At 68.5% G+C, this 24,981-nt stretch carries 20 protein-coding genes, 1 tRNA gene and 3 pseudogenes; 13 read left to right on the forward strand and 11 right to left on the reverse strand.

Annotation, left to right across the window (positions count from 1 at the left end; all coding sequences use genetic code 11):
• Positions 1 to 29 precede the first annotated feature (29 nt).
• From ASC70_RS15915 to ASC70_RS15945, 7 genes are all read right to left on the reverse strand, one after another.
• Complete coding sequence (locus ASC70_RS15915) at positions 30 to 4,079, reverse strand: S-layer family protein (protein WP_056051708.1); 4,050 nt, start codon at positions 4,077 to 4,079, stop codon at positions 30 to 32.
• Between the two features lie 201 nt (positions 4,080 to 4,280).
• Entirely contained in the window at positions 4,281 to 4,487 is a 207-nt protein-coding gene (locus ASC70_RS15920) for a hypothetical protein (protein WP_047405400.1), read from the reverse strand.
• Positions 4,488 to 4,743: 256 nt separating this feature from the next.
• Positions 4,744 to 5,559 (reverse strand): MBL fold metallo-hydrolase, encoded by an 816-nt coding sequence (locus tag ASC70_RS15925; protein ID WP_056051709.1) that lies wholly within the window; start codon positions 5,557 to 5,559, stop codon positions 4,744 to 4,746.
• Positions 5,556 to 6,344 (reverse strand): TatD family hydrolase, encoded by a 789-nt coding sequence (locus ASC70_RS15930; RefSeq protein WP_056051711.1) that lies wholly within the window; start codon positions 6,342 to 6,344, stop codon positions 5,556 to 5,558. Before ASC70_RS15930 ends, ASC70_RS15925 begins: the two co-directional genes overlap by 4 nt.
• On the reverse strand, positions 6,341 to 7,351 hold the full coding sequence (locus ASC70_RS15935; RefSeq protein WP_056051713.1) for a DNA polymerase III subunit delta': 1,011 nt from the start codon (positions 7,349 to 7,351) through the stop codon (positions 6,341 to 6,343). The genes ASC70_RS15930 and ASC70_RS15935 overlap by 4 nt, the downstream gene beginning before the upstream one ends.
• Positions 7,348 to 7,974, reverse strand: a complete 627-nt coding sequence (tmk, locus tag ASC70_RS15940) for a dTMP kinase (RefSeq protein ID WP_056051715.1) — start codon at positions 7,972 to 7,974, stop codon at positions 7,348 to 7,350. Before tmk ends, ASC70_RS15935 begins: the two co-directional genes overlap by 4 nt.
• Before the next feature lie 41 nt (positions 7,975 to 8,015).
• Positions 8,016 to 9,020, reverse strand: a complete 1,005-nt coding sequence (locus ASC70_RS15945; RefSeq protein ID WP_056051717.1) for a septal ring lytic transglycosylase RlpA family protein — start codon at positions 9,018 to 9,020, stop codon at positions 8,016 to 8,018.
• Positions 9,021 to 9,125: 105 nt separating this feature from the next.
• On the opposite strand from ASC70_RS15945, the gene ASC70_RS15950 reads away from it, so the two are divergent.
• From ASC70_RS15950 to ASC70_RS15965, 4 genes are all read left to right on the forward strand, one after another.
• A tRNA-Ser gene (locus tag ASC70_RS15950) sits at positions 9,126 to 9,215 on the forward strand.
• 37 nt (positions 9,216 to 9,252) lie between these two features.
• A complete protein-coding gene (locus ASC70_RS15955) occupies positions 9,253 to 10,161 on the forward strand; it encodes a class I SAM-dependent methyltransferase (RefSeq protein ID WP_056051719.1) in 909 nt (302 codons plus the stop codon).
• Between the two features lie 10 nt (positions 10,162 to 10,171).
• Entirely contained in the window at positions 10,172 to 10,912 is a 741-nt protein-coding gene (locus tag ASC70_RS15960; RefSeq protein WP_056051722.1) for a pseudouridine synthase, read from the forward strand.
• A complete protein-coding gene (locus ASC70_RS15965; protein ID WP_056051724.1) occupies positions 10,905 to 11,138 on the forward strand; it encodes a sulfurtransferase TusA family protein in 234 nt (77 codons plus the stop codon). The genes ASC70_RS15960 and ASC70_RS15965 overlap by 8 nt, the downstream gene beginning before the upstream one ends.
• On the opposite strand, the gene ASC70_RS15970 is transcribed toward ASC70_RS15965, so the two are convergent.
• Together ASC70_RS15970 and ASC70_RS15975 are read right to left on the reverse strand one after the other, a co-directional pair.
• Positions 11,107 to 12,072: a YihY/virulence factor BrkB family protein gene (locus tag ASC70_RS15970; protein WP_156136728.1), complete on the reverse strand. Its 966-nt coding sequence runs from the start codon at positions 12,070 to 12,072 to the stop codon at positions 11,107 to 11,109. The two genes, ASC70_RS15965 and ASC70_RS15970, sit on opposite strands and share 32 nt — an antisense overlap.
• 209 nt (positions 12,073 to 12,281) lie before the next feature.
• Complete coding sequence (locus ASC70_RS15975; RefSeq protein WP_056051728.1) at positions 12,282 to 13,409, reverse strand: CaiB/BaiF CoA-transferase family protein; 1,128 nt, start codon at positions 13,407 to 13,409, stop codon at positions 12,282 to 12,284.
• 235 nt (positions 13,410 to 13,644) lie between these two features.
• Between ASC70_RS15975 and ASC70_RS15980 the strand changes: the two genes are divergently transcribed.
• The 8 genes and pseudogenes from ASC70_RS15980 to ASC70_RS25065 all read left to right on the forward strand — a co-directional run.
• Complete coding sequence (locus tag ASC70_RS15980; RefSeq protein WP_047405384.1) at positions 13,645 to 14,970, forward strand: diguanylate cyclase domain-containing protein; 1,326 nt, start codon at positions 13,645 to 13,647, stop codon at positions 14,968 to 14,970.
• An 81-nt stretch (positions 14,971 to 15,051) separates the two neighbouring features.
• Complete coding sequence (locus tag ASC70_RS15985) at positions 15,052 to 15,708, forward strand: DsbA family oxidoreductase (protein ID WP_056052835.1); 657 nt, start codon at positions 15,052 to 15,054, stop codon at positions 15,706 to 15,708.
• Positions 15,709 to 15,756: 48 nt separating this feature from the next.
• Positions 15,757 to 16,281 (forward strand): CcdC protein domain-containing protein, encoded by a 525-nt coding sequence (locus ASC70_RS15990; RefSeq protein WP_056051729.1) that lies wholly within the window; start codon positions 15,757 to 15,759, stop codon positions 16,279 to 16,281.
• A 40-nt stretch (positions 16,282 to 16,321) separates the two neighbouring features.
• Positions 16,322 to 16,431, forward strand: a pseudogene (locus ASC70_RS26015) (hypothetical protein); the annotation flags it as partial.
• 183 nt (positions 16,432 to 16,614) lie between these two features.
• A pseudogene (locus ASC70_RS24550) lies at positions 16,615 to 16,928 on the forward strand (hypothetical protein).
• 290 nt (positions 16,929 to 17,218) lie between these two features.
• Positions 17,219 to 17,656, forward strand: a complete 438-nt coding sequence (locus ASC70_RS15995; RefSeq protein WP_056051731.1) for a hypothetical protein — start codon at positions 17,219 to 17,221, stop codon at positions 17,654 to 17,656.
• A 245-nt stretch (positions 17,657 to 17,901) separates the two neighbouring features.
• Complete coding sequence (locus tag ASC70_RS16000; RefSeq protein WP_056052837.1) at positions 17,902 to 20,157, forward strand: DEAD/DEAH box helicase; 2,256 nt, start codon at positions 17,902 to 17,904, stop codon at positions 20,155 to 20,157.
• 46 nt (positions 20,158 to 20,203) lie between these two features.
• Positions 20,204 to 20,272 (forward strand): annotated as a pseudogene (locus ASC70_RS25065) (hypothetical protein); the annotation flags it as partial.
• Positions 20,273 to 20,279: 7 nt separating this feature from the next.
• On the opposite strand, the gene ASC70_RS16005 reads toward ASC70_RS25065, so the two are convergent.
• The gene (locus ASC70_RS16005) at positions 20,280 to 21,461 is read right to left on the reverse strand and encodes an NAD(P)/FAD-dependent oxidoreductase (protein ID WP_056052840.1); all 1,182 of its coding nucleotides are present in this window, start codon (positions 21,459 to 21,461) and stop codon (positions 20,280 to 20,282) included.
• 53 nt (positions 21,462 to 21,514) lie between these two features.
• Positions 21,515 to 23,359, reverse strand: a complete 1,845-nt coding sequence (locus tag ASC70_RS16010) for a methyl-accepting chemotaxis protein (protein ID WP_056051734.1) — start codon at positions 23,357 to 23,359, stop codon at positions 21,515 to 21,517.
• Positions 23,360 to 23,563: 204 nt separating this feature from the next.
• On the opposite strand from ASC70_RS16010, the gene ASC70_RS16015 reads away from it, so the two are divergent.
• Complete coding sequence (locus ASC70_RS16015; RefSeq protein WP_056051736.1) at positions 23,564 to 24,910, forward strand: Hsp70 family protein; 1,347 nt, start codon at positions 23,564 to 23,566, stop codon at positions 24,908 to 24,910.
• Positions 24,911 to 24,981 lie beyond the last annotated feature (71 nt).

Genomic DNA, 24,981 nt, shown 5'->3' on the forward strand with positions numbered 1-24,981 from the left:
CGAAGGCGCCGGCTGGACTGGAAGCGGCGCTAGAGGACGAAATCCGCCGCCGTCAGCGCCGAAACGCCGACCATCGTGACGTTGAAGTCCGCGACCCCGTCGCCGTTCACGTCGCCCGAGAACACCACCCCGTCCGAGGTGACGGCATAGCGCACCTGGCCCGTGGCGTGGGTGAAGGCCCCGGAGCCGATGAACACGAAGGCGTGGTTGCCTTGCGAGTTGGCCGGCGAGGCGTCGATCGTCGAGAGGTCGATCCGGTCCACGCCGCTGACGAAGTCGGTGATCACGTCCCAATTGCCTTCGGCCGCGTCGTTGTAGTCGAAGACGTCGCCTCCAGCGCCGCCGGTCATGGTGTCCGAACCCAACCCGCCGATGATGCGATCCCCGCCGGTCGAGCCGACGAAGATGTCATTGCCGTTCTTCAGGTCGATATAGGCGACGCCGGTGACGGCGATGTTCGTCAGGTCGAAATTGTCGTTGCCGTCGGTGAAGGCGATGCCGACATTGGCGTTGCCCGCGCCGTCAATGGCCTCGACGTTGGTCATCGAACTGACGGCGATGATCACGCCCTGCGACCAGGCCGCCAGAGTGTCGTAGCCGGAGCCGCCGTCGACCACATCGGTGTCGCCATAGGCGGTGAAGTAGATCCTGTCGTCGCCGGATTCGCCGTAGATGGTGTCAAACCCGCCCGTGCCCATGATCACGTCGTTGCCGTAGCTTCCGTGGATCGTGTCGTTGCCGAGCTCGCCGGTGATGTACTGGATCTGGGTGAGCTTGACCCCGCGCATATCGATCAGGTCATCGCCAGAGGTTCCGTGGATCTGGGTGTTGCCCGAGGTGCTGCCCACGACCTCCTCGATCCCCTGGAAGTGGAAGGGCACCCATACGGCGCCCCCGCCGGGCGCGATGATCTTGTCGTATCCGGCGCCGCCTCTAATGTCGTCCCAATTGCCGCCGAAGCTGATCTGGATGGTGTCGTCGCCATCGCCCGTATCGATGAAGTCATTGCCACCGCCGCCATCGACGAAGTCCGCGCCGGCGGTGCCGTAGAAGACGTCATCGCCGTTGTTCATGGCGAACACGGCGAACTTTCCGGTCACCGTCAGGTTCCGCAAGTCGAGCGTGTCGTTGCCGACCGTGGTCACGATGGCGACATTGGCGAAGCCGCCGGTGGACAGCTCCTCGATGCCGGTCATCGAGCCGAGCTCGATCGTGGCGCCCGCGCCGCTGGCGACCAGCTTGTCCCAGCCGGCTCCGCCATCGACGGTGTCGAAGCGATAATTGGTCCCGTCGGACTGGCCATAGAGGAAGATGTCGTCGCCCGCTCCGCCCTTGAGGGTGTCGGGACCGCCATTGCCGAGGATCACGTCGTTGCCGGCGCTGCCGATGATCGTGTCGCCTTGGTTGCCGCCGGAGATAAATCCGATCCCATCGAGCTGGATGTTGCTGAAGTCCCAATTGACGACGGTGAGCAGGTACTGCACGCCGATCCAGGCCCCGGCGAACCCGCCCGAACTGATCTTTTCGACATTGGCCAGCGACGACAGGAAGATGGTCGCGTTCTTCTGGTAGGCCCGGATCTCGTCGAAGCCAGCGCCGCCGTCATAGCCGTCCTGGCCGGTATATTCGCCGACCAGGAAGAGGTCGTTCCCGTTGCCGCCGATCAGGGCGTCGTCGCCGACGCCGCCCTCGAAGATGTCGTCGCCATTGTTGCCGTAGAGGACGTCGTTGCCGTCCTGCCCCCGGAGGATGTCGTTGCCCTGGGTGCCGTTGATGGTGTCGTTGCCCAAGCCGGCATAGACGCTCATCGTGCCGAGACCAGCCATGCCGCTGAAGTCCCAGGCGTCGTTGCGATCGGTCGCCTGGAAGCCGACGTTGGAGAAGGTTCCGCCGTCGATGACCTCCACCCCCGCGATCGACCGGATGCTGACGATCACGTTGCTGGCGGTGAACCGGATGGTGTCCGTGCCGGCGCCCCCGTCGAAGATGTCGTAGCCGCCCGCGGGACCGACCAGGAAGACGTCGTTGCCACCGCCGCCGTACAGATTGTTGGAACCGGCGCCGCCGATGATGACGTCGTCGCCGACGCCGCCGGTCAGGGTGTCGTTGCCATCCCCGCCGCTGAGCTGCCAATCCTGAACATCTGGCACGGTGAAGCTGTCGTTCGCCGCCGTGCCGGTCCAGTAGCTGTCGATCTCGTCGATCAGGGTGACGACAAAGTCGCCGCTGCTGGTCAGGGCCCCGTCGCTGGCCTGCACCGTGACGGTGTGGCTGGCTTGGGTGTCCGCGTCGAGCAGGCTGGCGTTGGCCACGGTGACCACGCCGGTTGCGGCGTTGATCGCGAAGCGGCCGCCCGCATCGTCGGTGAGGCTGTAGGTCACGGCGCCGCCGTGCGGATCCGGCGCGGTCACGGTCAGGCCGCCCACCACGGTCCCGTTCGCGGCGTGCTCCGACACCAGGTTGGCCGCGCCGTTGGCGTCGGACGGCGTCGCCGGCGCGGCGTTGGTGACGTCGATCGTGAAGCTGGCGCTGGCGCTCTCCGACCCGCTGCTGGCCTGGACGATGATCTGGTGCGACGTCGCCGCTTCGAAGTTCAGCAGGTTGGCGTTGGCGACGGTGACCACGCCGGTCGCGGCGTTGATGGCGAAGCGCCCGCCGGCGTTGTCGAGCAGGCTGTAGACCAGCGGTCCGCCGTTGACGTCAGCGGCGCCGATCGCCAGGCCCGCCACGACCGCGCCGTTCGCCGCGGCCTCGGAGATGGTGTTGGCGGCGGCGTCGCTGTCGGTCGGCGCGCCGTTGGCGACGTTGGTCACGGCGATGGTGAAGACCTGGCTGCTGGCCGCGCCCTGGGCGTCGGCGGCGCGCACCGTGATCTGGTGCGCGGCGGCGCTCTCGAAATTCAGCTTCACGCCGTCGGCGACCGTGACCACACCGGTCGTGGCGTCGATGGCGAAGCGTCCGCCAGCGTCGTCGGACAGGCTGTAGGTCACAGCGCCCGTCTTGGGCTCGGCCGCCAAGGCCGTGATCCCGACAAGGGCGCCGTTGGCCGAGCCTTCCGATACGCTGTTGGTCGCGGCGTCGGCGTCGGTCGGCGGGGTCGGGGCGGCGTTGGCCACTTCGATGGTGAAGGTGGTGTCGGTCGCCGCGGTCGAGGTTCCGTCGCTGGCGCGGACGATGATCTGATGCGAGGCGGCGACGTCATAGTCGATCAGGCTGGCGTCGGCGATGGTGACCGCGCCGGTCGTGGCGTCGATCGCGAAGCGACCGCCGGCGTCGTCGACCAGACTGTAGGCCAGCACGCCGCCGTTCGGATCGCTGGCCCCGATCGCCAAACCGGCCACGACGGCGCCGTTCGCCGCGCCTTCCGACACCGTGTTGGCCGCGCCGTCAGCGTCCGCCGCAGCGGTCGGCGCGACATTCGTCACATGGATGGAGACGCTGGCCGAAGCGACGGCCGTCCCGTCACTGACTTGCACGGTAATCTGGTGCGAGGTCGCCGCCTCGAAGTTCAGCTTGGTCGCGTCCGCCACCGTCACGACCCCGGTCGTGGCGTCTATGGCGAAGCGGCCGCCGGCGTTGTCCAGCAGGCTGTAGGTCAGGGTCTGGCCCGCGTCGGGGTCGATCGCGCCCAGCAAAAGGCCGGCGACGGCCGTCCCGTTCGCGGCGCCCTCGGCGACGGTGTTGTCCGCGGCGTCGCCGTCGGTCGGCGCGCCGGGCGCGGTGTTGGGGTCGGGCAGGTCAATGATCGTCGAGCCGAACTTCAGGTGCTCGACATGGGTCAGGGTGTCGGTCCCGTCGGGACCGGTGATGGTCGCCGAAGCCTTGTCGCCGCTCCAGACATAGTCTCCCGCCGCGCCCGAGAAGACCGCCGTGTCGTCGCCGTCCCCGCCGTCGAGCAGATCGTCGCCCACACCGCCGGTCAGCAGGTCATCACCGTCGTCGCCATACAGAGCGTCGGCGTCGAGCCCGCCGGAGATGTCGTCGTTGCCCGCGCCGCCATGGATCAGGTCAGCGGTGTCCGGCGCCCCCTCGTCACCGGCATAGACGTCGTCACCCGAGCTCAGATTCTTCACGTACATGACTTGTTCCCGCTCCCCGCGCTTGGAGCGACGCGCTCCAGTTGAGGGATTGATCGGTGCACGCGCACAGAGTCTTGGCTAGCGCGTCGCTGTCATGTCCGGGGAAATAGCTGTGGACAACTGGTGGTTACATCGCATCAATCTTGAGTTGTATCCAAGGGAGGCCGCGGCTTCCGGGACACCCAGGTCGGAAGCGTGCCGCTAGGCGGCCACGCGCGCGTCGAGGGCTTCCAGCCTGGCCAGCACGCGGTCGAGCGTTGAGCGCTTTATCGGCTTGCCGTCCCGCAGCTTGGTCCAGGTGGTTTCACTAATCGCATAGCAGTCGAAAAGGTGCTCGCGCGTGACCGCGGGCAAACGCGAGCGAAGGCGCTGGAAGACTTCTCGAGAGGCGGTGACGGTTTCAGCCATGGAGGTCTGGTCGGTGACGCACGGGAAAGGTTACTTTACCGCGTCCGTATGACGGTGTTGTTGGACGAGCTTATTTCAACGCTGTTACGTACGGCCAAGTTTTCGCCGAAATTGGCCAGGAAAGCGACAAAGGCTCCGAAGGCGCCCTGAACCGACGCTGATCGGGGAACCCGGCCTCGCCGACTTCCGCCCAGGAGCGCCGGGGAATGCGGCGACGCTGCAATCTAGCGCATGACGCTGAACTGACAGAGCAGTCTCAAACCGTGAAGCGCAGGCCGTCGTAGGCGGGCTCGACGCCGGGCGGCAGCCACGACGCCAGGGCGTTGAAGTCCAGATCGATATGTAGATTGGTCAGGATGGCCCGTCGCGGCTTCGCCCTAGCGATCCATTCCAGCGCCAGTTCGACATGGGCGTGGGTTGGATGGGGCGTCCAGCGCAGGGCGTCGACGATCCAGACGTCCAGGTCGGCGAGGTCGGCCCAGCTGCCGTCCGGAATGGCGAGGACGTCGGGCGTATAGGCCACGCCGCCGAACCGGTAACCGACCGCGCGGATGCCGCCATGGTCCACGTCGAAGGTGTGGACCGGGATCACGCCGCTCGGTCCCTCGATCGCGAAGTCCTCGCCCAGCGGCGGGATCAGACGCGGTTCGCAGATCGCCGGATAGCCGCCCTTGCTGTGAAAGATGTAGTCGAAGCGGGTCAGCAGCCCGTCGTGGGTCGGCGCGTCCATATAGGCTGGGATCTGGGTCCGCTGGTTCAGGAAGAACGGCCGCAGATCGTCAATGCCATGCGCCTGGTCGGCATGGTCGTGGGTGAACAGCGCCGCGTCGACACGTCGGACGCCGGCCGCCACGGCCTGCAGGCGAAAGTCGGGCGCGGTGTCGACGACGACCGTGGTCTCGGCCGGCGATGCGCCCTGCCCTTCTTGCCGGGGACGCCGCACCAGCAGCGAACAGCGGGAGCGGTGGTTCTTGGGCTCGGCCGGATCACAGTCGCCCCAGTTGCCGTCGGCGCGGGGAACGCCGCCCGACGAGCCGGAGCCCAGGATCGTGAACTCCAGCGGTCCGGTCATGGCCTGGGGATCCGGTCGAACAAGTCGAAGAAGGCGTCCTCGGTCCGTTGCTCGGTTTCGGCCCGGCTCCAGCCGCGGATCTCGGCCAGCTTGTCGTAGATGTGCGGGAGATAAGCCGGCTCGTTGCGACGGCCCCGCATCGGCACGGGCGCCAGGTAGGGGCAGTCGGTCTCGACGATGATCTTGTCGGCCGGCATGTCGCGGATCACCGCCCTCACCTCTTCCGCCGCCTTGAAGGTCGCGATGCCAGAGACCGAAAACCAGGCGCCCAGGGCGGCGGCCCGGACCGCCAGCTCAGGACCGCTGGTGTAGCAGTGCATCAGGATCTTGAACGGGCCGGCGGCGTGCTCGGTTTCCAGGATCTCCGCCATGACCTCGTCGGCCTCGCGGGTATGGACGACCAGCGGCAGACCGCTTTCACGCGCGGCAATGCAGTGCTGGCGGAACACCTCGGCCTGGATCTCGCGCGGCGACAGGTCGTAGTGGAAATCGAGCCCGCACTCGCCGATGCCGATGACACGCGGCCGACCAGCCAGCTCGACCAGGCGCGCGGCGGTGAGGCCGGGATCTTCCTTGGCTTCGTGCGGATGGGTTCCGACCGTGCACCAGATGTCGGGCTCGGCCATGGCGATCGCGTGCACCGCCTCGAACGACGAGACCTTGTCGCAGATGGTGACCATCAGGCCGATCCCGGCCTCACGGGCCCGAGCGATGACGGCGTCCTTGTCTTCGGCGAACTGAGGCGCGTGGAGATTCACGTGGCTGTCGATGAGCATGCGGCTCACATCGCCGCCTTGGCCGCCGCGCGCAAGTCCGAGATGACGCTCCAGAACACGTCGGCGCGATCCAGGTTCACCGCCTCGGCCTCGCCGGGCCAGTTGGAGAGCCGCTCCCAGGCCGCCGCCCACCGGTCGAGGCCCGGCGAGTTCTTGCCGTCGGCGGCGACCTGGGTGACGAAGATCCGCACCTGGTCGGCCAGCCGGTCCATCAGCAGCTCGAACCGGGCCGCGCCGTCCGCGCCCCGAAAAGTGTCGGCCATGGCCAGCAGGGCGCCCTCATCCAGCTTGGGCAGGCCTCGCAGAATCTCGTTGGCCGCGTCGTCCATGGCGATCGCCCCGGCGGCGGCCAGCTGCAGAGCCCGCCCCGGCGCGCCATGCGCCATGCGGGCCAAACGCTCGGCGTCACGCGGCTGAAGATCCGCCATCCGCTCGACCATCTCGGCCGCCGCCGCGATGCCGGGCGCCGGTACGGCCAGCCGCCTGCAGCGCGAGCGGATGGTCGGCAGCAGCTTGCCGGGCGCGTGGCTGATCAGCAGGATCACGCCGCGCGCCGGCGGCTCCTCCAGCGTCTTGAGCACGGCGTTGGCGGCGTTGACGTTGAGATCGTCGGCCGCGTCGATGATCGCCACGCGATAGGGCGAAACAGCCGGCGAGTTGGCGAAGAACTCCGGCAGGCGTCGGGCCTCGTCGACCGGGATCGACTTGCGGGCCTTGCCATCGTCGGTCAGGCGCTCCAGCACCATCAGGTCCGGGTGCGAACGGGCGGCGACCTGCCGGCTGACCACGTCCGACGGCGCCGCGCCCAGCAGGCCTTGCGACGGATCTGGCCGAGCGCCCAGAAGACGGCGAGCCATCCGGTAAGCCAGGGTCGCCTTGCCGACGCCTTCCGGCCCTGTCAGCAGCCAGGCATGGTGCAGCCGGCCACGCTCCAGGGCGTCGATGAACGCGGCCTCGGCGGCGGACTGACCGTCCAGTTGAAAGACATCACGAGGATGGGCCGGGGCGTGCATCAGAGGTCCAGCCGCTGGGCGACGGCGTCCCAGATCGCGGCGGTCACCGCGTCCAGTTCGGCGTCGGCGTCGATGACGACGCAGCGTTCGGGCTCACGGCGGGCGATCTCCAGATAGCCCGCGCGCAGGCGCTCGTGAAATTCCAGGCCCTTGGATTCGAACCGCGCCGCGCCGCCGCGCGCCTCGGCCCGGCTCAGGCCGACCTCGGCCGGCAGATCCAGGATCAGGGTCAGGATCGGGACGGTGCCGCCCAGAACATGGTCCTCAAGCGAAGCGATCAAGGTGGCCGGCGCGTCGCCGCCCGCGCCTTGATAGGCCCGGGTGGAATCGGCGAAGCGGTCGCACAGCACGATCCTGCCTTCGCCCAGGGCGGGGCGGATCACCCGCTCGACGTGATCGCGGCGGGCCGCGTACATCAGGAGAGTCTCGGTGACCGGCGACCAGCGGTCCGCCGAACCATTGACCAGCAGTTCCCGGATCGCCTCGGCGCCCGGGCTACCGCCCGGTTCACGGGTCACGACGACATCGTGCCCAGCGGCTTGCAGCCGCTCGGCCAAGCGGCGGATCTGGGTGGACTTTCCAGCCCCTTCCCCGCCTTCGAAACTGATGAAAGAACCCTGGCTCACCGGCCTCCATTCGACCGGATCGCGAGCCTTGTCCAGAGGGTCTAGGGCCGAAGCACCGTGGCGCCGGAATAGCCCAGCGACTCGACCCGTTCGCGCAGGCTCCACGCCTCGCCTTCGTCCGGTCCGGCCGCGACGGTGACGCGATAGAGCGTGCCGCTGGCGCGTTCGAACGACTCGATTTCCGCGCGCCCGGCGCTGGCGAGCTGGCGCACCGCCTTCTCGGCATTCTCGCGGTTCGAGAACGAGCCCGCCTGGATGCGATAGGCCGGCTTGGCCGCGGCGAAGATCGGGTCCGGCGGATTAATCGGCGGGGCGGACAATGCGTCCGGGATAGCGGGTTGAAGCGGCGCGGCCGGCGGCGTCCATGCCGGCTCGGGGCGCGGCGGCAGGATCTGCACGCGCTGCGGCGGTTCCTTGATGTCGTCGAAGCTGCGCGGAGCGGTCTCGGCGCGAGCGTACTGTCGCGGCGCGTCGAACGCGGACTTGGACGCCGGCCCGACATATTTCACGCGCACGCGAGCCACGCCTTGGCGATAGTAGCCCAACTGCTCGGCGGCGGCCTTGGATAGGTCGATGACCCGGTCGCCGACGAATGGTCCTCGGTCGTTGACCCGGACGATCATCTTCCGGCCATTGTCGAGATTGGTCACCTCGACCAGACTGGGCAGCGGCAGGGTCTTATGCGCCGCCGACGGGATGTCCATGTCGAACACCTCGCCGTTGGCGGTGCGACGATTGTGGAACTGTTCGCCGTACCAGGAGCCGATCCCGGTGACATTGTAGTCCTTGTCTTGGCGCGGATAGTACCAGATCCCGTTGATCTGATAGGGCTTCTCGGTGCCGCGCAGCGGCTTGCCGTCGCGGCCGACCGTCGAGCCCGAACGCGGGGCCGAGCCCCTCGTCGTCTCGTTGCGGGCGCTCGCCGTATAGCCGGACCGGCCGACGTCGTACTTGGGCGTGGCGCAGGCGGCGAGGCTCACGGCCGCCAGGGCCATGAGGCCGAAGCCGCGCAAGGTTCGCCAAACCTGATCGATACGCTGGTTCATCCGCTCGTCGTCCAGAGGGGCGCACCCCTTTCCGAGCGGACATCGTCGCCCGTTTGTTTTGAAGTCTGGTTAAGGCGCGGACGCGCTGATATAGCCGCCTGCTCCGGACAGGTGGCCGAGTGGTTTAAGGCAGCGGTCTTGAAAACCGCCGTAGGTGAAAGCCTACCGTGGGTTCGAATCCCACCCTGTCCGCCACAGTCTCGACGCTCCAAAAAACCCTTTCAGGACAAGCATGTCGGCTCTCCGCACCGCGCTCTATGGCCAGGCCGATCACGACCTGGCGCCGGCTGCTCCGGACGCCGTTCAGCTGTCGCCGTTGGTTCCGGGCTCGACCGACATCGCCTCGATTCCGGACGAATCCTTTATTGCCGTGACCGTCCGCGCCCCAGCCGGCGCGGTGGAGCGACGATTTGTCCTCGCCCATGCGTTGCGTGTTCTGGCCCCGAATGGCCGCCTGACCGCCTTCGCCCCCAAGGATCGCGGCGGCCTGCGCCTGAAGAAGGAGCTTGAGGCCCTTGGCTGCGAAGTCGGCGAGAGCGCCCGGCGGCACAACCGGATCTGCCTGGTCGTGCGCCCGGCCGTCATCACGAGCTTGGACGACGCCATCGCCGCCGGCGCGCCGCGCCAGATCGCCGAAAATGGTCTCTGGACCCAGCCAGGCGTGTTCAGCTGGGACCGCCTGGACGCTGGCACCAACGCGCTGCTTCAGGTCCTGCCGGAATTCTCCGGGACCGGCGCTGATTTCGGCGGCGGTATCGGCCTGTTGGCGCTGAATGTCCTGGCTTCGTCCAAGGTCACCAAGCTCACGCTGGTCGAGCTGGATCACCGCGCCTTCGACGCCGCCAAGCGCAATGTCGCCGACCCCCGCGCCGAATTCGTTTGGGGCGACGTTCGCCAGGCGGGCTTGAAGGACCTCGATTTCATCGTCAGCAATCCGCCGTTCCACGATGGCGGCGGCGAGGACAAGACCCTGGGCCAAGCCTTCATCGCCTCAGCCGCCGCGGCGCTGCGCAAGGGCGGGGTGCTGTGGATCGTCGCCAACCGTCACCTGCCGTACGAGGCGATCCTGGCCGAGAGCTTCGCCAAGGTTCGGCTGGTCGAGGAAGGCGGCGGTTACAAGGTCTTCGAGGCCAAGAAGTGAGCCCGGCCAGATGAGCAAGGCGCTGATGGCCCGCCTGGATCGGCTGCTGGCCAATCTGGGCTATGGCAGCCGCAAGGAGGTCCAGGCCCTGGTCGCCGGCGGCAAGGTCGCGCTGGACGGCCAGACGGTGAAAGACTCCGGCGCCCGCATCGCCGTCGACGCCACCCTGCCCGAGCGCGTGACCATTCGCGGCCTCCCGGTCGATCCCCCCGCCCCGCTGGTGCTGATCATGCACAAGCCGCTGGGCGTGACCTGCTCGCACAAGGAGGACGGCGAGAAGATCTACGATCTGCTGCCGCGCCGGTGGCGGCTGCGCGATCCGGCTCTTTCGACCGTCGGCCGGCTCGACAAGGACACCAGCGGGCTGATCCTGATCACCGACGACGGCGATTTCCTGCATCGGGTGATCTCGCCCAAGCGCCACGTGCCCAAGACCTATTTCGTCACGCTTGACCGTCCGCTCGACGGTTCGGAGGGCGAGGTCTTCGCCGCCGGGACGCTGATGCTGGAAGGCGAGGAGAAGCCGCTTTTGCCGGCCCACCTGGACGTCGTCGACGAGAAGACGGCGCGGCTGACGATCACAGAGGGTCGCTATCACCAGGTGCGCCGCATGTTCGCCGCCGTCGGCAATCACGTGCTCGAGCTGCACCGCGAGCGGATCGGCGGCCTCACCCTGCCGGCCGACCTGGAGCCTGGACAATACAAGATCCTGCCGGCAGACGAGGCCGAGGGCGTGTTCGCCGATGGCTGAGCCGGTGGTCATCGACGCCCGGGGTCATCATTGCCCTGTCCCGACCCTGCGGCTGCGCAAGGCTCACGAGGCCGCGTCGCCGGGGGCCGAGCTCGTGTTGCTGGCCACCGACCCGATGGCGCGGATCGACGTGCCGCACTTTGCCGCCCAGATCGGCGCGACGGTCCTGGAGATCGCCGACCAGGACGGCGGCGTCATCCGTTTTCGTATTCTGAAGGCGCTTTGAGCGGGATCGCCTTGGGCCCCTCCAGCAAGGCCCGAGGGCGTTCGTCCAGCGCGATCTCGACCTCGGTCGCCAGGGCGCCGCCGAAGAAGATCGCGTTGACGCTCCAGGACAGCCAGATCAGGAAGACGATCACGGCCGAGATCGAGCCATAGGTCGCCCCCAGGTGAACGACCTTCTCGACATAGAAGGCGCTGGCCGAGGACATGAAGACGCACAGCGCCGCCGCGGCCGCGCCGCCGGCGATCGAGGCGCGCCAACCGACCGGCTCGCGCGACATGGCGTAGCGGTAGACCAGGGTCATGCCGAACACGATGCCGAGACTGGCCCAGGTCCACTCGCTCTGGATCCACGAGACGCCGGCCAGCGGCCGCAGGTTCAGGGCCGCGCCCAGCAGGCGCAGCACCAGGAAGACGCCCGACATCACGAAGAGCAGGCCGAAGGCCGCGATCAGCACCAGCAGGGCCATCAGGTTGAAGCCGAAGAAGCCCCGCTGATCCTCCTCGTCGTGGATGAACGACAGCCCGGCCAGCAGCGCCTTGAAGCCGCGATGGGCGGCGTAGGCGCCGACGATCAGCACGATGGCGCTCTGCAGCGACACGGTCTGCCCCGGTGCGTGGGCCAGGCGGCCGAACTCGTCCTGGAACATTGAGCGCGCCCCGGAGGGAATCAGCTCGGCCAGCTTGGCGGCCTGGTTGGCGGCGCTCTCGGGCGTCAGCAGCAGGCTGTAGAGGCCGATCAGAATCGCCAGGCCTGGGAACACGGCCAACAGGGCGAAAAACGAGACGCCGCCGACGTAAAGCATGACGTCGCGGCCCCACAGGCGCGACAAGGCCAGGCCCAGCACGCGGAGGATTTCGCGAACCCAGTGGATCGGATCAAGGTCGAGGTCGCGCCAGCGGATGCGGTGCAGCGGATCTTGCATCCGGCGGACCATGGCGATGTGGCGCCCCGAAGTCAAAGAAGGGCCGGAGCCTGAAGACGGGATAGAGTCAAAGACGCGCCACCTTGGGGAAGATGACGCGTCTCCGCAGGACTTGCCTGTGAACCGATCGCCGCTTCGAGGGACGGATGGCGCGACGACCGATCGACCATCGCAAGTTAGGATCCGCCGCCTGAACCGCACCTGAACGCGTCCATCATGTTTCAGAGGGCTCCGGAAGCCTTCAGCGCGGCAATCGAGTCGGCGGAGAAACCCCAGTCGGCCAGGGCCTGGTCGTTGTCGGCGCCGATCTTCGGCGGCGGTCCCTGGATCGCGCCCGGCGTGGCCGAGAAGCGCGGCGCGGGCGCTGGCTGGACGACCCCGGCCACCTCGACGAAGGTCTCGCGGGCGGCGTTGTGGGCATGGCCGGGCGCCTCGTCCATGGTCAGGACCGGGGCGAAGCAGACGTCGGTGGCGTCCATGATCGCGCACCAGTCGTCTCGGCTCTTGGTGCGGATCACCGCGGCCAGCTTCTCGCGCAGCTCCGGCCATTCCTCGCGGCTCATCTGATGCTGGAACTGCGGGTCGGAAATCCCAGTCTTTTCCAGCAGTAGCAGGTAGAACTGCGGCTCGATCGAGCCGATCGAGATCCACTTGCCGTCGGCGCATTGGTAGGTGTCATAGAAGTGCGCCCCGCCGTCGAGCAGGTTGCTCCGTCGCCCCTCGGCCCACATCCCGCCCGCCTTGAAGCCGTAGAACATCGCCATCAGCGAGGCCGCGCCGTCGCTCATCGCGCAGTCGATCACCTGGCCCTGCCCCGTTGAACGGGCATGGATCACCCCGGCCAGCAGGCCGAAGGCCAGATACAGCGCCCCGCCCCCGAAATCGCCGACCAGGTTCAGCGGCGGCACGGGCTTGTCGGTCGTGCCGATCGCTGCCAGCGCCCCGGTGATGGCGATATAGTTCATGTCGTGGCCGGCGGCCTTGGCGTAGGGCCCAGCCTGACCCCAGCCGGTCATGCGGCCGTAGACCAGCTTGGGATTGCGGGCCAAGGCGACCTCGGGGCCAAGGCCCAGCCGCTCCATGACGCCGGGCCGGAACCCCTCGATCAGGCTGTCGGCCTGCTCCAGCAGCTTCAGGCAGGTCTCGATCGCCTCCGGGGTCTTCAAGTCCAGCGCCACCGAACGCCGGCCTCGGGCCGTGACGTCGGCCGGAGAGCCCCGTCCCTGGCCCTTGCGGTCGATCCGCACCACGTCGGCCCCGAGGTCCGACAGCAGCATGCCGCAGAACGGTCCCGGGCCGATGCCGGCGAACTCGACGATCCTCAGCCCCGAAAGCGGTCCCTGGCCCATGATGCGTCCTTCCAATGGCGTGGCGGCTCTTTTCCGGCCGCCGACGGCGCTCACTAGAACGACCCTGACGTTCGGTCATGCAAGCCTTGCCGCGCCGCTTCGCGGCGTTCTTTGATTCACCGTCGCCCTGCGGCGTTCCGTACCTTTGACCACGCAAAGCCTCTGCTATGTTGCGGCGTCGAATCTCGGCGGCTCCGGTTGAGCCGCAAGGACGAGCGTTCGGGCGGAGGTTGGTTTGGCGGTTGACGCCCGGATCCTGATCGTGGCGCGCGACGATGTTCGCGCCGGACCGCTGGCCGAAGGGCTGGACCGGTTGGGCTGGCGCACGATCACCGCGCGCGGCCCCTATGCCGCCCTCGCCGCCCTGGGCGATCTGCCGATCGAGGCGGTGATCGTCGACCTGGCCAGCGCCGGTCCCGAGACCCAGACCCTGGCGCGCCGGCTGAAGGCCGCGGTCGCCCCGCGCCGCTTGCCGGTCATCGCCATCGGCGACCCGGACGGCGACTATCGCAACCAGGCGTTCGACCTGACCCTGTCGCCGCCGCTGCATCCGTCCCAGGCCGCCCTGCGCCTGGAGACCCTGGTGCGCACCGCCATCGCCGAGGAAGAGTTCGAGCTGCGCCTCGACACGTTCGGCGAGCGCGGCCGTCGCCTGGATCTGCCGGAAGCGGCCGAGGCCCCCTATCGCATCCTCGCCGTGGGCGAACCCGCGCCGCAGTTCCTGGCCCTGGCCAACGCCCTGCAGGCCAGCGGAGCCGAGGTGGTCGGCGCCTTCACCGCCTATACGGCCTTCGACTATCTGCACGAGCGGGCGTTCGACTCCGTGGTCCTGTGGGCCGGCGACAGCCAGCAGGAAGCCCTGTCGATCGCGGCCGGCATGCGCCGCAACACCCGCCTCTTCCACATCCCGGCCCTGCTCTATCTGAAGGCCGAGAGCTATGTGACCATGTCCGAGGCGTTCCATCGCGGCGTCTCCGACGTGGCCTCGCCCGAAACGCCCGAGATCGAGACCGCCATGCGGGTCATGGAGCTGGCCCGCAGCTTCCGCCGGGGCGAGTCGATCCGCGGCGCCCTGGAAAAGGCCCGCAGCTCGGGCCTGATGGACGCCGCCACCGGCCTGTTCACCCGCGACCTGTTCGCCGCCCACCTGGCCCGGCTGGCCGCCGCCGCTCGCGAGCGGTCCCGGCCGCTGTCGATCTGCGTGCTGCGTGTCGCCGACAAGCCCGAGACCGTCTGGGCCCGCAAGAACGGCTGGCTGGACCGCGCCATTCCGCAGATCGGCTCGATGGTCGGCCGCCTGGTCCGCGTCGAGGACACGCCGGCCCGCCTGGCCACCGAGGTCTTCGCCCTGGCCCTGCCGGCCACCGGCCTGAGCGCCGCGCAGGCCGCCGCCGAGCGGATCGCCGCAGTGATCGGCTGCACCGCCTTCGACGCCGGCGACGACCGTCCGCCGTTCGTCTGTGAGTTCGACATCGGCGTCGCCGAGGTCCAGCCCGGCGAAGGCGCCGTCAAGGCGTTGGAACGCGCCGCCGCCAACGCCCTCAAGCGCGACGCCAGCTGAAGCTCCACCCTTGGGCGCGAACGGCTCGGGCCCTATATGGAACACGTCCTGTAGCGGACAGTGTTGCGAAAGGTGCGCGCCGTGAGCCAACCCCAAACCACTCCGATGGTCATCGACGTGGTGGCCGACGTGGTCTGCCCCTGGTGTTATCTCGGCTGGCGGCGGCTGAAATCGGCGCTGGCCTTGCGACCGGACCTCGAGGCGCAGCTGGTCTGGCGGCCTTATCAGCTCGACCCGACGCTTCCCGAGGAGGGCGTCGACCGCAAGGCCTACATGGCCCAGAAGTTCAAGGATCCGGCCAAGCTCACGGCGGTTCATGCCGCCCTGGTCGAGGGCGGCGCCGAGGAAGGCATCGCCTTCGACTTCGACGCCATCGAGGTCTCGCCCAACACCAACGCCGCCCACCGGCTGATCCGCTGGGCCCTGACGGCCGGGGTCCAGGACCAGGTCGTCGAGGCGCTGTTCAAGGCCTATTTCACTCAAGGGCTCGACATCGGTGATCCGATGGTCCTGGCCGATGTCGCCGAGGCGGCCGGCATGGAGCGCCTGGTGGTGCTGCAGCTGCTGTCGGAAGGGGCCGACAAGGAGGCCGTGGCCCGCGAGCACGCCATGGCCGTCCAGGGCGGGGTGACCGGCGTGCCGTTCGTCATCTTCGCGGGCAAGGTGGCCGTGGTCGGGGCCGAGAGCCCGGAACGCATCGCCGAGGCGATTGACCAGGCCGTGGCTTCGGGCGCCTGATCCCTCGGCGCGGACAGCCGCGCGAGTCGAGACTGTCGGGGGCGTGACATGGACCACCAGAAGCAGCAGATGATCAGCTACGCCATCACCGGCGCGGCGATCGCGATCGTCCTGTTCTTTCGCGTGCGGCGACTGACCCAGGAGCGACGGCTGAAGCTGGAATGGATGTGGGTCATGCCCACCTTGATGACGGCCGCCATGGTCGCCCTGTTCTTCCAGTACCCGCCTCACGGTTCGGACTGGGTCTGGCTGGGCGCGGTGTTCGTCGTCGGCGCGGCCGTCGGCTGGATGCGCGGCAAGCTGATCCCGATCAGCATCGATCCCGAGACCCATCTGCTGAACACCAAGCCCTCCCCGGCCGCCCTGCTGTTCCTGCTGGGCCTGTTCGTCGTCCGCTTCGCCCTGCGCGCCTATCTGGAAAGCCAGGCCAGCGCCCTGCACATCAGCATCGGCCTGCTGACCGACGGCTTCGTCGTCCTGGCCGTGGGCCTGTTCGCCGTCTCGCGCATCGAGATGGGCCTGCGGGCCTGGGGCCTGCTCAAGGCGGCCCGCGCGGCGAAGGCGGCGGCCTAGGGTACGGCTCCGCCGCCTCACGCGGCTTGCCGCTGAAGGGATGGAAAGGGACGCGGAGCGCCGGACAGCGTCCGGAGTGTGAGTTTGTAAGTACCGTTTCGACGAAGCCAGACGCTCCGCGCGACCGTTATGCGCCAGCGTCCCGTCGGGNGAGGAAATGGCTAGAGGCCGGCCGGCGTTCCGGTCTTGTCGATTTGCGCCGCGAACACGGCTCCGCCGCCTCACGCGGCTGGCCGCTGAAGGGATGGAAAGGGACGCGGAGCGCCGGACAGCGTCCGGAGTGTGAGTTTGTAAGTACCGTTTCGACGAAGCCAGACGCTCCGCGCGACCGTTATGCGCCAGCGTCCCGTCGGGTGGCCCTGTTCAGGCCTTACCGGGACCCGAGCTCTTCCATTTCCGGAAGCGCCCGGAGGTCGAAGAGAGCGAGCCAATTCAGGCTAAGATACACCCTTTTACCTTCAACCACGCCGACGGCGGGCGGGTTCAGCCAGCACGCTGAAGCCCCCGGACCGTCCGAGTATCCCCCTCGGACCTTCACCGCTCGATCGCCCCCCGCCGCCGCAATCGGTCGCTGGCCATGCGCCCTTTCCTCGCGACGAGGTGAGAAGAGGATAAGCGAGGTTTTGGAGGGGGAGGAGAAGGGCTGAACGCTCGTGCGTTACATCACCCCTCTCTCTGAGAGAGAGGGAGGGGCCCATGCGCAGCATGGGAGGGTGAGCGGTTACACCCTCAACCGATAAATCCTGAAAACTCAGCGAGATGCCCACCGGCTTCGCCTAACCTCTCACCCTCCCACGCCTGCGGCGCGGGCCCCTCCCTCTCTCAAAGAGAGAGGGGTTCTATGCCCGCGCTCCGACGGGGATTGACTCGAAAAATTACGCGCGTAACTCTCAATTGGGATTTTACGCACGTAATCACACATACGGAGCCCCGCCCCATGCGCCTACGCCATCTCACGCTCGTCGCCGCCGCCGGCATCCTGTTGGCGACGCCGGCCCTGGCCTCGACCGGCAAACAGCCTTTGACCTTCGTCTCGGTCTTCGCCAACGCCGCCATCCCGGTGAAGCTGATCGCGCTCGTCCTGTTGGCCGGCCTGGTCGCCGGGCCAGTGATCGCCGTCGCCCGCCTGAACGCCAAGTGGATCGCCGCCATCGCCAAGAGCGCCTTGCCCCTGGGCTTCGCGGCGGCGGCCTACACCCTGCTGGCCGGCGCCGTCGGCATCGCCAACCTCGGGGTCACGCCCAGCCTGCCGATCCTGGCGCCCGGCCTGGCCGAGGCCCTGATGATGGCCATGCTGGGCCTGCTGACCGCGGGGGTGGCGCGCCTGGCGGGCGAGCTCAGCCAACGGCGCCGAGAAGACACGGGCCTCGCCTAATCCGCGACCTCGCCGCCGAAATCCTTCGGGCGCGCTTGCCTTTCACCCCCGAATGGCCTCATAAGGCCGCTCATCAAGCCCCCTTTTCGTCGCCGGCGCATCGTCCCGGCCGCGAAAGGGGGCTATTTTCGTTGGATTAGACCAAGAAGCGGTCCGAAGAGAGCATCACAGGCTCTGGGGGCCAGATTTGGTCATTGGCGCGAGCCGCGCGTTTGTGTGTGCGGCCGCAAATGAACTGGACCCAGATGCCCTTCCCTGCCTCCCACCCCGCTCTCGAGCGGGCTCTCGCTGCTCAAGGCTACCTCGAGCCCACCCCCGTCCAGGCCGCCGTGCTGGAAGCCGACGCCGAAGGCCGTGACCTGCTGGTCAGCGCCCAGACCGGCTCGGGCAAGACCGTGGCCTTTGGCCTGGCCGCCGCCCCGACCCTGCTGGGCGACGAAGAGATCTTCGGCCGCGCCGGCGCGCCGCTGTGCCTGGTCATCGCCCCGACCCGCGAACTGGCCATCCAGGTCAATCGCGAGCTGACCTGGCTGTACGCCCAGGCCATGGCCGTGGTCGTCAACTGCGTCGGCGGCATGGACGCGCGTCGCGAGCAACGCGCCTTGAACTACGGCGCCCATATCGTCGTCGGCACCCCGGGCCGCCTGCGCGACCACATCGAGCGCGGCCACCTGGATCTGTCCGAGCTGAAGGTCGCCGTCCTCGACGAGGCCGACGAGATGCTCGACATGGGCTTCCGCGAGGACCTGGAGTTCATCCTCGACGCCGCCCCGGCCGAGCGCCGGACCCTGCTGTTCTCGGCCACCCTGGCGCGCGACATCGTGCAGCTGGCCAAGAGCTACCAGAACGACGCCATCCGCATCGACACGATCGGCCGCAACGAGCCGCACCGCGACATCGAGTATCGCGCCGTGCGCGTCGCGCCGAACGAGATCGAGCACGCGATCGTCAACCTGCTGCGTTACTTCGAAAGCCCCGGCGCCCTGGTGTTCTGCAACACCCGCGAAAGCGTCCGCGCCATGCACAGCAAGCTGCGCGAGCGCGGCTTCGACGTCGTGGGCCTGTCGGGCGAGCTCTCGCAACGTGAACGCGCCGACGCCCTGCAGGCGTTGCGCGACGGCCACGCCCGCGTCTGCGTCGCCACCGACGTCGCCGCGCGCGGTCTCGACCTGCCCGACCTGGGCCTGGTCATCCACGCCGAGCTGCCGGTCAACAAGGCCACCCTGCTGCACCGTTCGGGCCGCACCGGCCGGGCCGGCAAGAAGGGCGTCTCGGCCCTGGTCGTCCCCTACACCCGCCGTCGCAAGGCCGAGCAGCTGTTGATGGCCGCCGGCGTCGAAGGCCAGTGGGGCGGCGCCCCGACCGCCGATGAAATCCGGCTCAAGGACACCGAGCGTCTGCTGGACGATCCGATCTTCAACGAGCCCGCGGTCGAGGAAGACACCGCCCTGGCCGAGGCGATGCTGGCCAAGCGCACGCCGCTGGAAATCGCCGCCGCCCTGATCCGCACCCGCCGCGCCAAGCTGCCGGCGCCGGAAGAGATTTATGACGACCCGCGCCACGGCGCCGACCCTGGCCCGCGTAGCCGCGAGCCGCGTGAGCCGCGTGAATTCGGCGGCGAGCGCGAGTTCGGGGATCGCCCCGAGCGCGTCAGCATGGACGGTTCGGAGTGGTTCCGCCTCAACACCGGCCGCCGCAACAACGCCGACCCCAAGTGGCTGATCCCGCTGATCTGCCGCCTGGGCCACATCACCAAGAAGGACATCGGGTCGATCCGGATCTTCGACTACGACACCAAGTTCGAGATCTCGGCCGAGGCGGCCGTGAAGTTCGGCGCGGCCGTCCAGCAGACGGTGCGCGAGGACGTCACGATCACCCCGACGGCGGCCCCGGCCGCGCGCGAGGCGGGTCCGCGCCGCGAATACGCGCCGCGTGACAACGCAGCGCCGCGCGAGTTCAAGCCGCGCCCCCCGCGCGATGAAGCTCCGCGCGGCCCGCGCGCCAACGCTCCGGGCTCGCGCGATCACACGCCGCGCCCGTCCAGCTATGGCGACGACGGCGTCAGCAACGCCAAGCCGTATGGCCGTGGCGAAGAGCCCAAGGGCGACTACAAGCCCCGCGAGTTCAAGCCTCGCGACAACGCCGCGCCGCGTGACTTCAAGCCACGCCCGCCGCGTGACGAGGCCCCGCGTCCGTACTCGCCGCAGGATTCCGACAGCCCCAAGCGCGCCTACAAGCCGCGCGCCGAGGCTGGCGCTGATGCTCCGCGCGAGTTCAAGCCGCGTGCGCCGCGCACCGACGGCGACGGTCCGAAGAAGCCGTTCAAGAAGGCCTTCAGCGACAACGCCGCCGGCCCGAAGCCTTACTCGAAGCCCTATGCCGGCAAGCGCGACGACGGCGGCGCCGGCAAGCCGTTCAAGGGCCCCAAGCCCTTCAAGGCCAAGAGCTTCGACACTAAGCCCGGCGCCAAGCCGGCCGGGAAGCCGTTCAAGAAGAAGTAGTTAGGCGGTCACTTGCCCCCACCTGACCGCTTCGCGGTCGTCCGCCCCCGGGAGGGGGCGGAAGGTGCGCGCCCTTCTTCCCCCTCCGGGGGAGGAGCGCGCAGCGCGGAGGGGGCAAGTCCTCAGACGCTTTGCCCCGCGCTCCAGCCCGACGCCCAGGCCCACTGGAAGTTATAACCGCCCAGCCAGCCGGTGACGTCGACCACCTCGCCGATGAAATAGAGTCCCGGCACGGCCTTGGTCTCCAGGGTGCGGGAGTCGAGGGCGTCGGTATCGACCCCGCCCAGCGTCACTTCCGCCGTGCGATAGCCTTCCGAGCCCACCGGCTTGAAGGTCCAGGCGTTGACCGCAGCGGCCAACCGGCCCAGCACCTTGTCAGAACAGTCGGCGATATTGCCTTTGGCCCCGTCTTCGTCTTCGGCGATCAACTGAGCCACGCGCTTGGGCAGCAGGGTCGACAGCACGGTGGCAACAGCCTGCCGCGGCGAGGCCGTGCGGGCGGCCTTCAGCGCCGCCAGGGCGTCGACGCCCGGCGCCATGTCGACCCGGATCTCGTCGCCCTCGCGCCAATAGGACGAGATCTGCAGGATCGAGGGTCCCGACAGGCCGCGGTGGGTGAACAGCATCCCCTCGCGGAACTTGGTCCTGCCATGGGCGACCACGGCGTCCAGCGCCACGCCCGACAGCGGCGTCAGTCGGGCCAGCATGCCGGCCTCGAAGGTCAGGGGCACCAGCGCCGGTCGGGTCTCGACAAGACCGATCCCGAATTCCTTGGCGATCTCGTAGCCCAACCCCGTCGCGCCCATCTTCGGGATCGACTTGCCGCCGCAGGCCACCACCAGCGAGGCGCAGGCGACCTTGCCGGACGACAGCGTCACCTCGAAACCGGACTCGGTCTTGGTCACGTCCTGGAAGCTCGTCTCGAGACGCAGGACCACGCGGGCGGCCTTCATCTCGGTCAGCAGCATGTCGATGATCTGCTTGGCCGAGCCGTCGCAGAACAGCTGGCCCAGGGTCTTCTCGTGGTAGGCGATGCCGTACCGCTCGACCAGCGCGATGAAGTCCCGGGGCCGGTAGCGGCGCAGGGCCGAGACGCAGAACTTCGGGTTGGCCGACAGGAAGTTGAGGTGCGTCGCGCCGGTGTTGGTGAAGTTGCAGCGTCCGCCGCCGCTGATGCGGATCTTCTCGCCCGGCGCCTTGGCGTGGTCGATGATCAAGACCGAGCGCCCGCGCTTGCCGGCCTCGATGGCGCACATCATGCCGGCCGCGCCCGCGCCGATCACCAGGACGTCGAAAGTTTCCAAGATCACCTACCTCAACCTCGGTCCCTTCGACCGGAGGCGAGGCGGCAAGTCAATCAGCCCGCGCGACGATAGCCCGGTCGCGAGGCGACCTGCTGGCGCTGGGGAGGAGCCTTCTGGCTGACCTCGAAGCGGCCGATCATGCGGACCAGGCCGCCGATATCGTTCTTCAGGGCGTGGCTGACGGCCGTGGCCTGTTCGACCATGGCGGCGTTCTGCTGCACGCCCTGGTCCATCTGGTTGACGGCGGCGTTGACCTCGTTGAGGCCCGTCGCCTGCTCCTTGGCCGAGGCCGCCAGTTCCGACACCAGAGCGTCGATCTCGCCGACCTTCAGCACGATGCCGTCCAAGGCCTCGCCGGTCTGGCCGACCAGGCGCACGCCTTCGTCGACCTGGGCGGTGGAGGCGTGGATCAGGCTCTTGATCTCCTTAGCCGCGTCAGCCGAGCGCTGGGCCAGGGCCCGGACTTCCTGGGCGACGACCGCGAAGCCGCGGCCGCTGTCGCCCGCGCGCGCGGCCTCGACGCCGGCGTTCAGGGCCAGGAGGTTGGTCTGGAAGGCGATCTCGTCGATCACGCCGACGATGTTGCCGATCTGGGCCGAGGACTTCTCGATGCCGTTCATGGCCGCGACGGCGCCGCGCACCACCTGGCCGGAACGCTCGGCGTCCGCCCGGGTGGAGGTGACGACACGGCTGGCCTCGCCGGCGCCCTGCGAGGCGCGGCGGACGGTGGCGGTGATCTCGTCGAGGGCCGCGGCGGTCTCTTCCAGGCTGGCGGCCTGCTGCTCGCTGCGGCGGGCGGTGTTGTCGGCGGCGGCGGCGATCTCGTCGGCGCTGGAGCCCACGGTCCCGACCACGCCCACGATGCCGCTCATGGCCTCGTCCAGCTGGGCGATGGCGCCGTTGAAGTCGTCGCGGATGGCTTCATAGCCCTTGGGGAAGGCGTCGCTGATCTGAACGGTCAGGTCGCCGTTCGACAGGCGCGACAGGGCGTTGGCCAGGCGCTCCATGACAAAGGCCTGATCGCGGGCGGCGGCCGACGACACGGCCTCGTTGCGGGCGCGTTCGCTTTCGCTGGCGGCGCTGACGCGCGCCTGCTCGGCTTCGGAGGCGCGCAGGGCCACGGCGTTGTCCTTGAACACCTGGACGGCGCGGGCCATCAGCCCGACCTCGTCCTTGCGGGTCGCGCCGACCACCTCGACGTCCAGCTGGCCGTCGACCAGGCTGGTCATGCTTCTGGAGAGGGCGCGCACGGGGCGCGAGATCTTGTACGAGCCGATATAGAGCGCGAAGCCCATGCCGCAGGCGGCCGCGCCCAAGCCGAACAGCAGGGTCAGCCACGAGCCGGACGCGGCCGACTTGCTGGCGCTGGCGACCATGGCCGCCGTCTGCTTGTTGTAGCCGTCGCCCCAGGCCTTGCCTTGCTTGGCCATGCCGTCGATGGCCGGGTCGACGCGGGCCAGCACGACCATGGCGCCGGCGTCGTCGTTCTTCAGGGCCAGGTCGGCGGCCGAGCGCGCCTCGGCATAGGCCGAGTCCAGCTTGGCCTTCATCTCGGCGGTGTAGTCGGCGGTCGCCGGGTCGGCGGCGGCGATCTTGTCGAGGCTTTGCTTGCCCTCGCCATAGACCTTGTCGAGTTCCTTGGACGCGGCGGCGGCCTGCTCGGAAGCGCCGTCATAGGTCACGCTGCGGTGGGCGGCGTAGCCCATCATGCTGATGCGACGCAGGAAACGGGCGGATTGCACCTCGGCCGGCGATCGGTGGGCCACCAGTTGCTCGGTGGCGGCGTCGGCGCGCTTCTGTTGCCAGACGCCCAGTCCGGCGCAGGCCACGGTGGCGACGGCCAGAACGGCGGCGGGCAATAGAACCTTCGAAGAAATCTTCAGGTCGTCCAGCTTCACAGCGTTCCCCCAAGTCCTCAACGCGCCATTACTCGTGCGCAAGGGATACCGGTGTCAGACGAATCGCGTCCAACCCGGCTCATTGCGAGGAAGGATTCCGGCGCCGACCGTAAATGACGGCTTAAACTGGTCATGTCGCTTGACGTTCTTGAGGGAGACGTTACGACGCACGCCCCTCCCGCCGACAGATCATCGAGCCATCTCATGACGGCCGCCTCTTCCCCGCCGGCTCCTGGCGCGCCGACCATTGGCGTCGACTTCGGCACCACCAACACCGTCATCTCCCTGACGCGGGGCGACGACCACGCGCATCTGGTGCGCTTCTCGATCGACAACCGCGAGCTGTTCGCCTTCCGCTCGGCGCTCAGCTTCCACAGCCTCCAGGGCGCGCCGGGCCAGGCGCAGGAACGCGTGGTCGAGGCCGGTCCCTGGGCGATCGAGGCCTATCTGGAAGATCCGCTGGAAACTCGCTTCATCCAGTCGTTCAAGACCTTCGCGGCCTCGGCGGCCTTCACCGAGACCCGCATCCTCGACAAGCGCTACCTGTTCGAGGACCTGCTGGCCGCCTTCCTGCTGCGGCTGCGCGACCATGCCGGCGAGCCGCTGTCCGCCCTGCCCCCACGCGTGGTGGTCGGCCGACCGGTGACCTTCGCCGGATCCTCGCCGAACGAGACCCTGGCCCTGACCCGCTACGAAGAGGCGTTCAAGCGCCTGGGCTTCACTGACATCCGCTACGCCTACGAACCCGTCGGCGCGGCCTTCTTCTTCGCCCGTCAGCTGAAGCAGGACGCCACCGTGCTGGTCGCCGACTTCGGCGGCGGCACCAGCGACTTCTCGCTGGTCCGGTTCGAGCGCGCCGATGACGGAACGCTGCGCTCGACGCCGCTGTCGCGCTCAGGCGTCGGGGTGGCGGGAGACGCCTTCGACTACCGGATCATCGACCAGTTGGTCTCGCCGGAGCTGGGCAAGGGTTCGGACTACAGAGCGTTCTCCAACAACCTGCCGATCCCGCAGCGCTACTACGCCGCCTTCGCCCGCTGGGACCAGCTGGCCCTGTTGCGCGCGTCCAAGGACATGCGCGACATCCGCGCCCTGGAGCGCACGGCGGTCGAGCCGGACAAGATCGCGGCCTTGATCGAGGTGCTGGACGGCAATCACGGCTACGCCCTCTACAAGTCGGTCTCGGCGCTGAAGGAGGCCCTGTCCAGCCAGACCGAGGCGACGTTCCATTTCGTGGCCGGCTCGGTCGAGATCGAGAAGCCGGTCGCCCGCTCGGACTTCGAGGTCTGGATCGCCCCGGAACTGGCCGCCATCGAGACTGCCGTCGGCGAGGCTCTGGACCGCGCCAACCTCACCGAAGCCGGCGTCGACCGCGTCTTCCTGACCGGTGGCAGTTCGTTCGTGCCGGCCGTGCGCGATATCTTCCTGCGCCGCTTCGGGGCGGAAAAGATCGAAAGCGGCGGCGAGTTCGAGTCGATCGCCTCGGGCCTGGCGCTGATCGGGCGCGAGAACGACCTCGACCTGTGGACCATGCGCGCGCCACAAGCTTAGCCCCGGATTTACTGCGTCTGTTGCGGAGTCCTTATCGGACTCTCGCCATGATGGCGGTAAGCCTGGGAAGC

It is taken from the genome of Caulobacter sp. Root343, from assembly GCF_001425745.1.
In the GTDB taxonomy this organism is placed as follows: domain Bacteria; phylum Pseudomonadota; class Alphaproteobacteria; order Caulobacterales; family Caulobacteraceae; genus Caulobacter.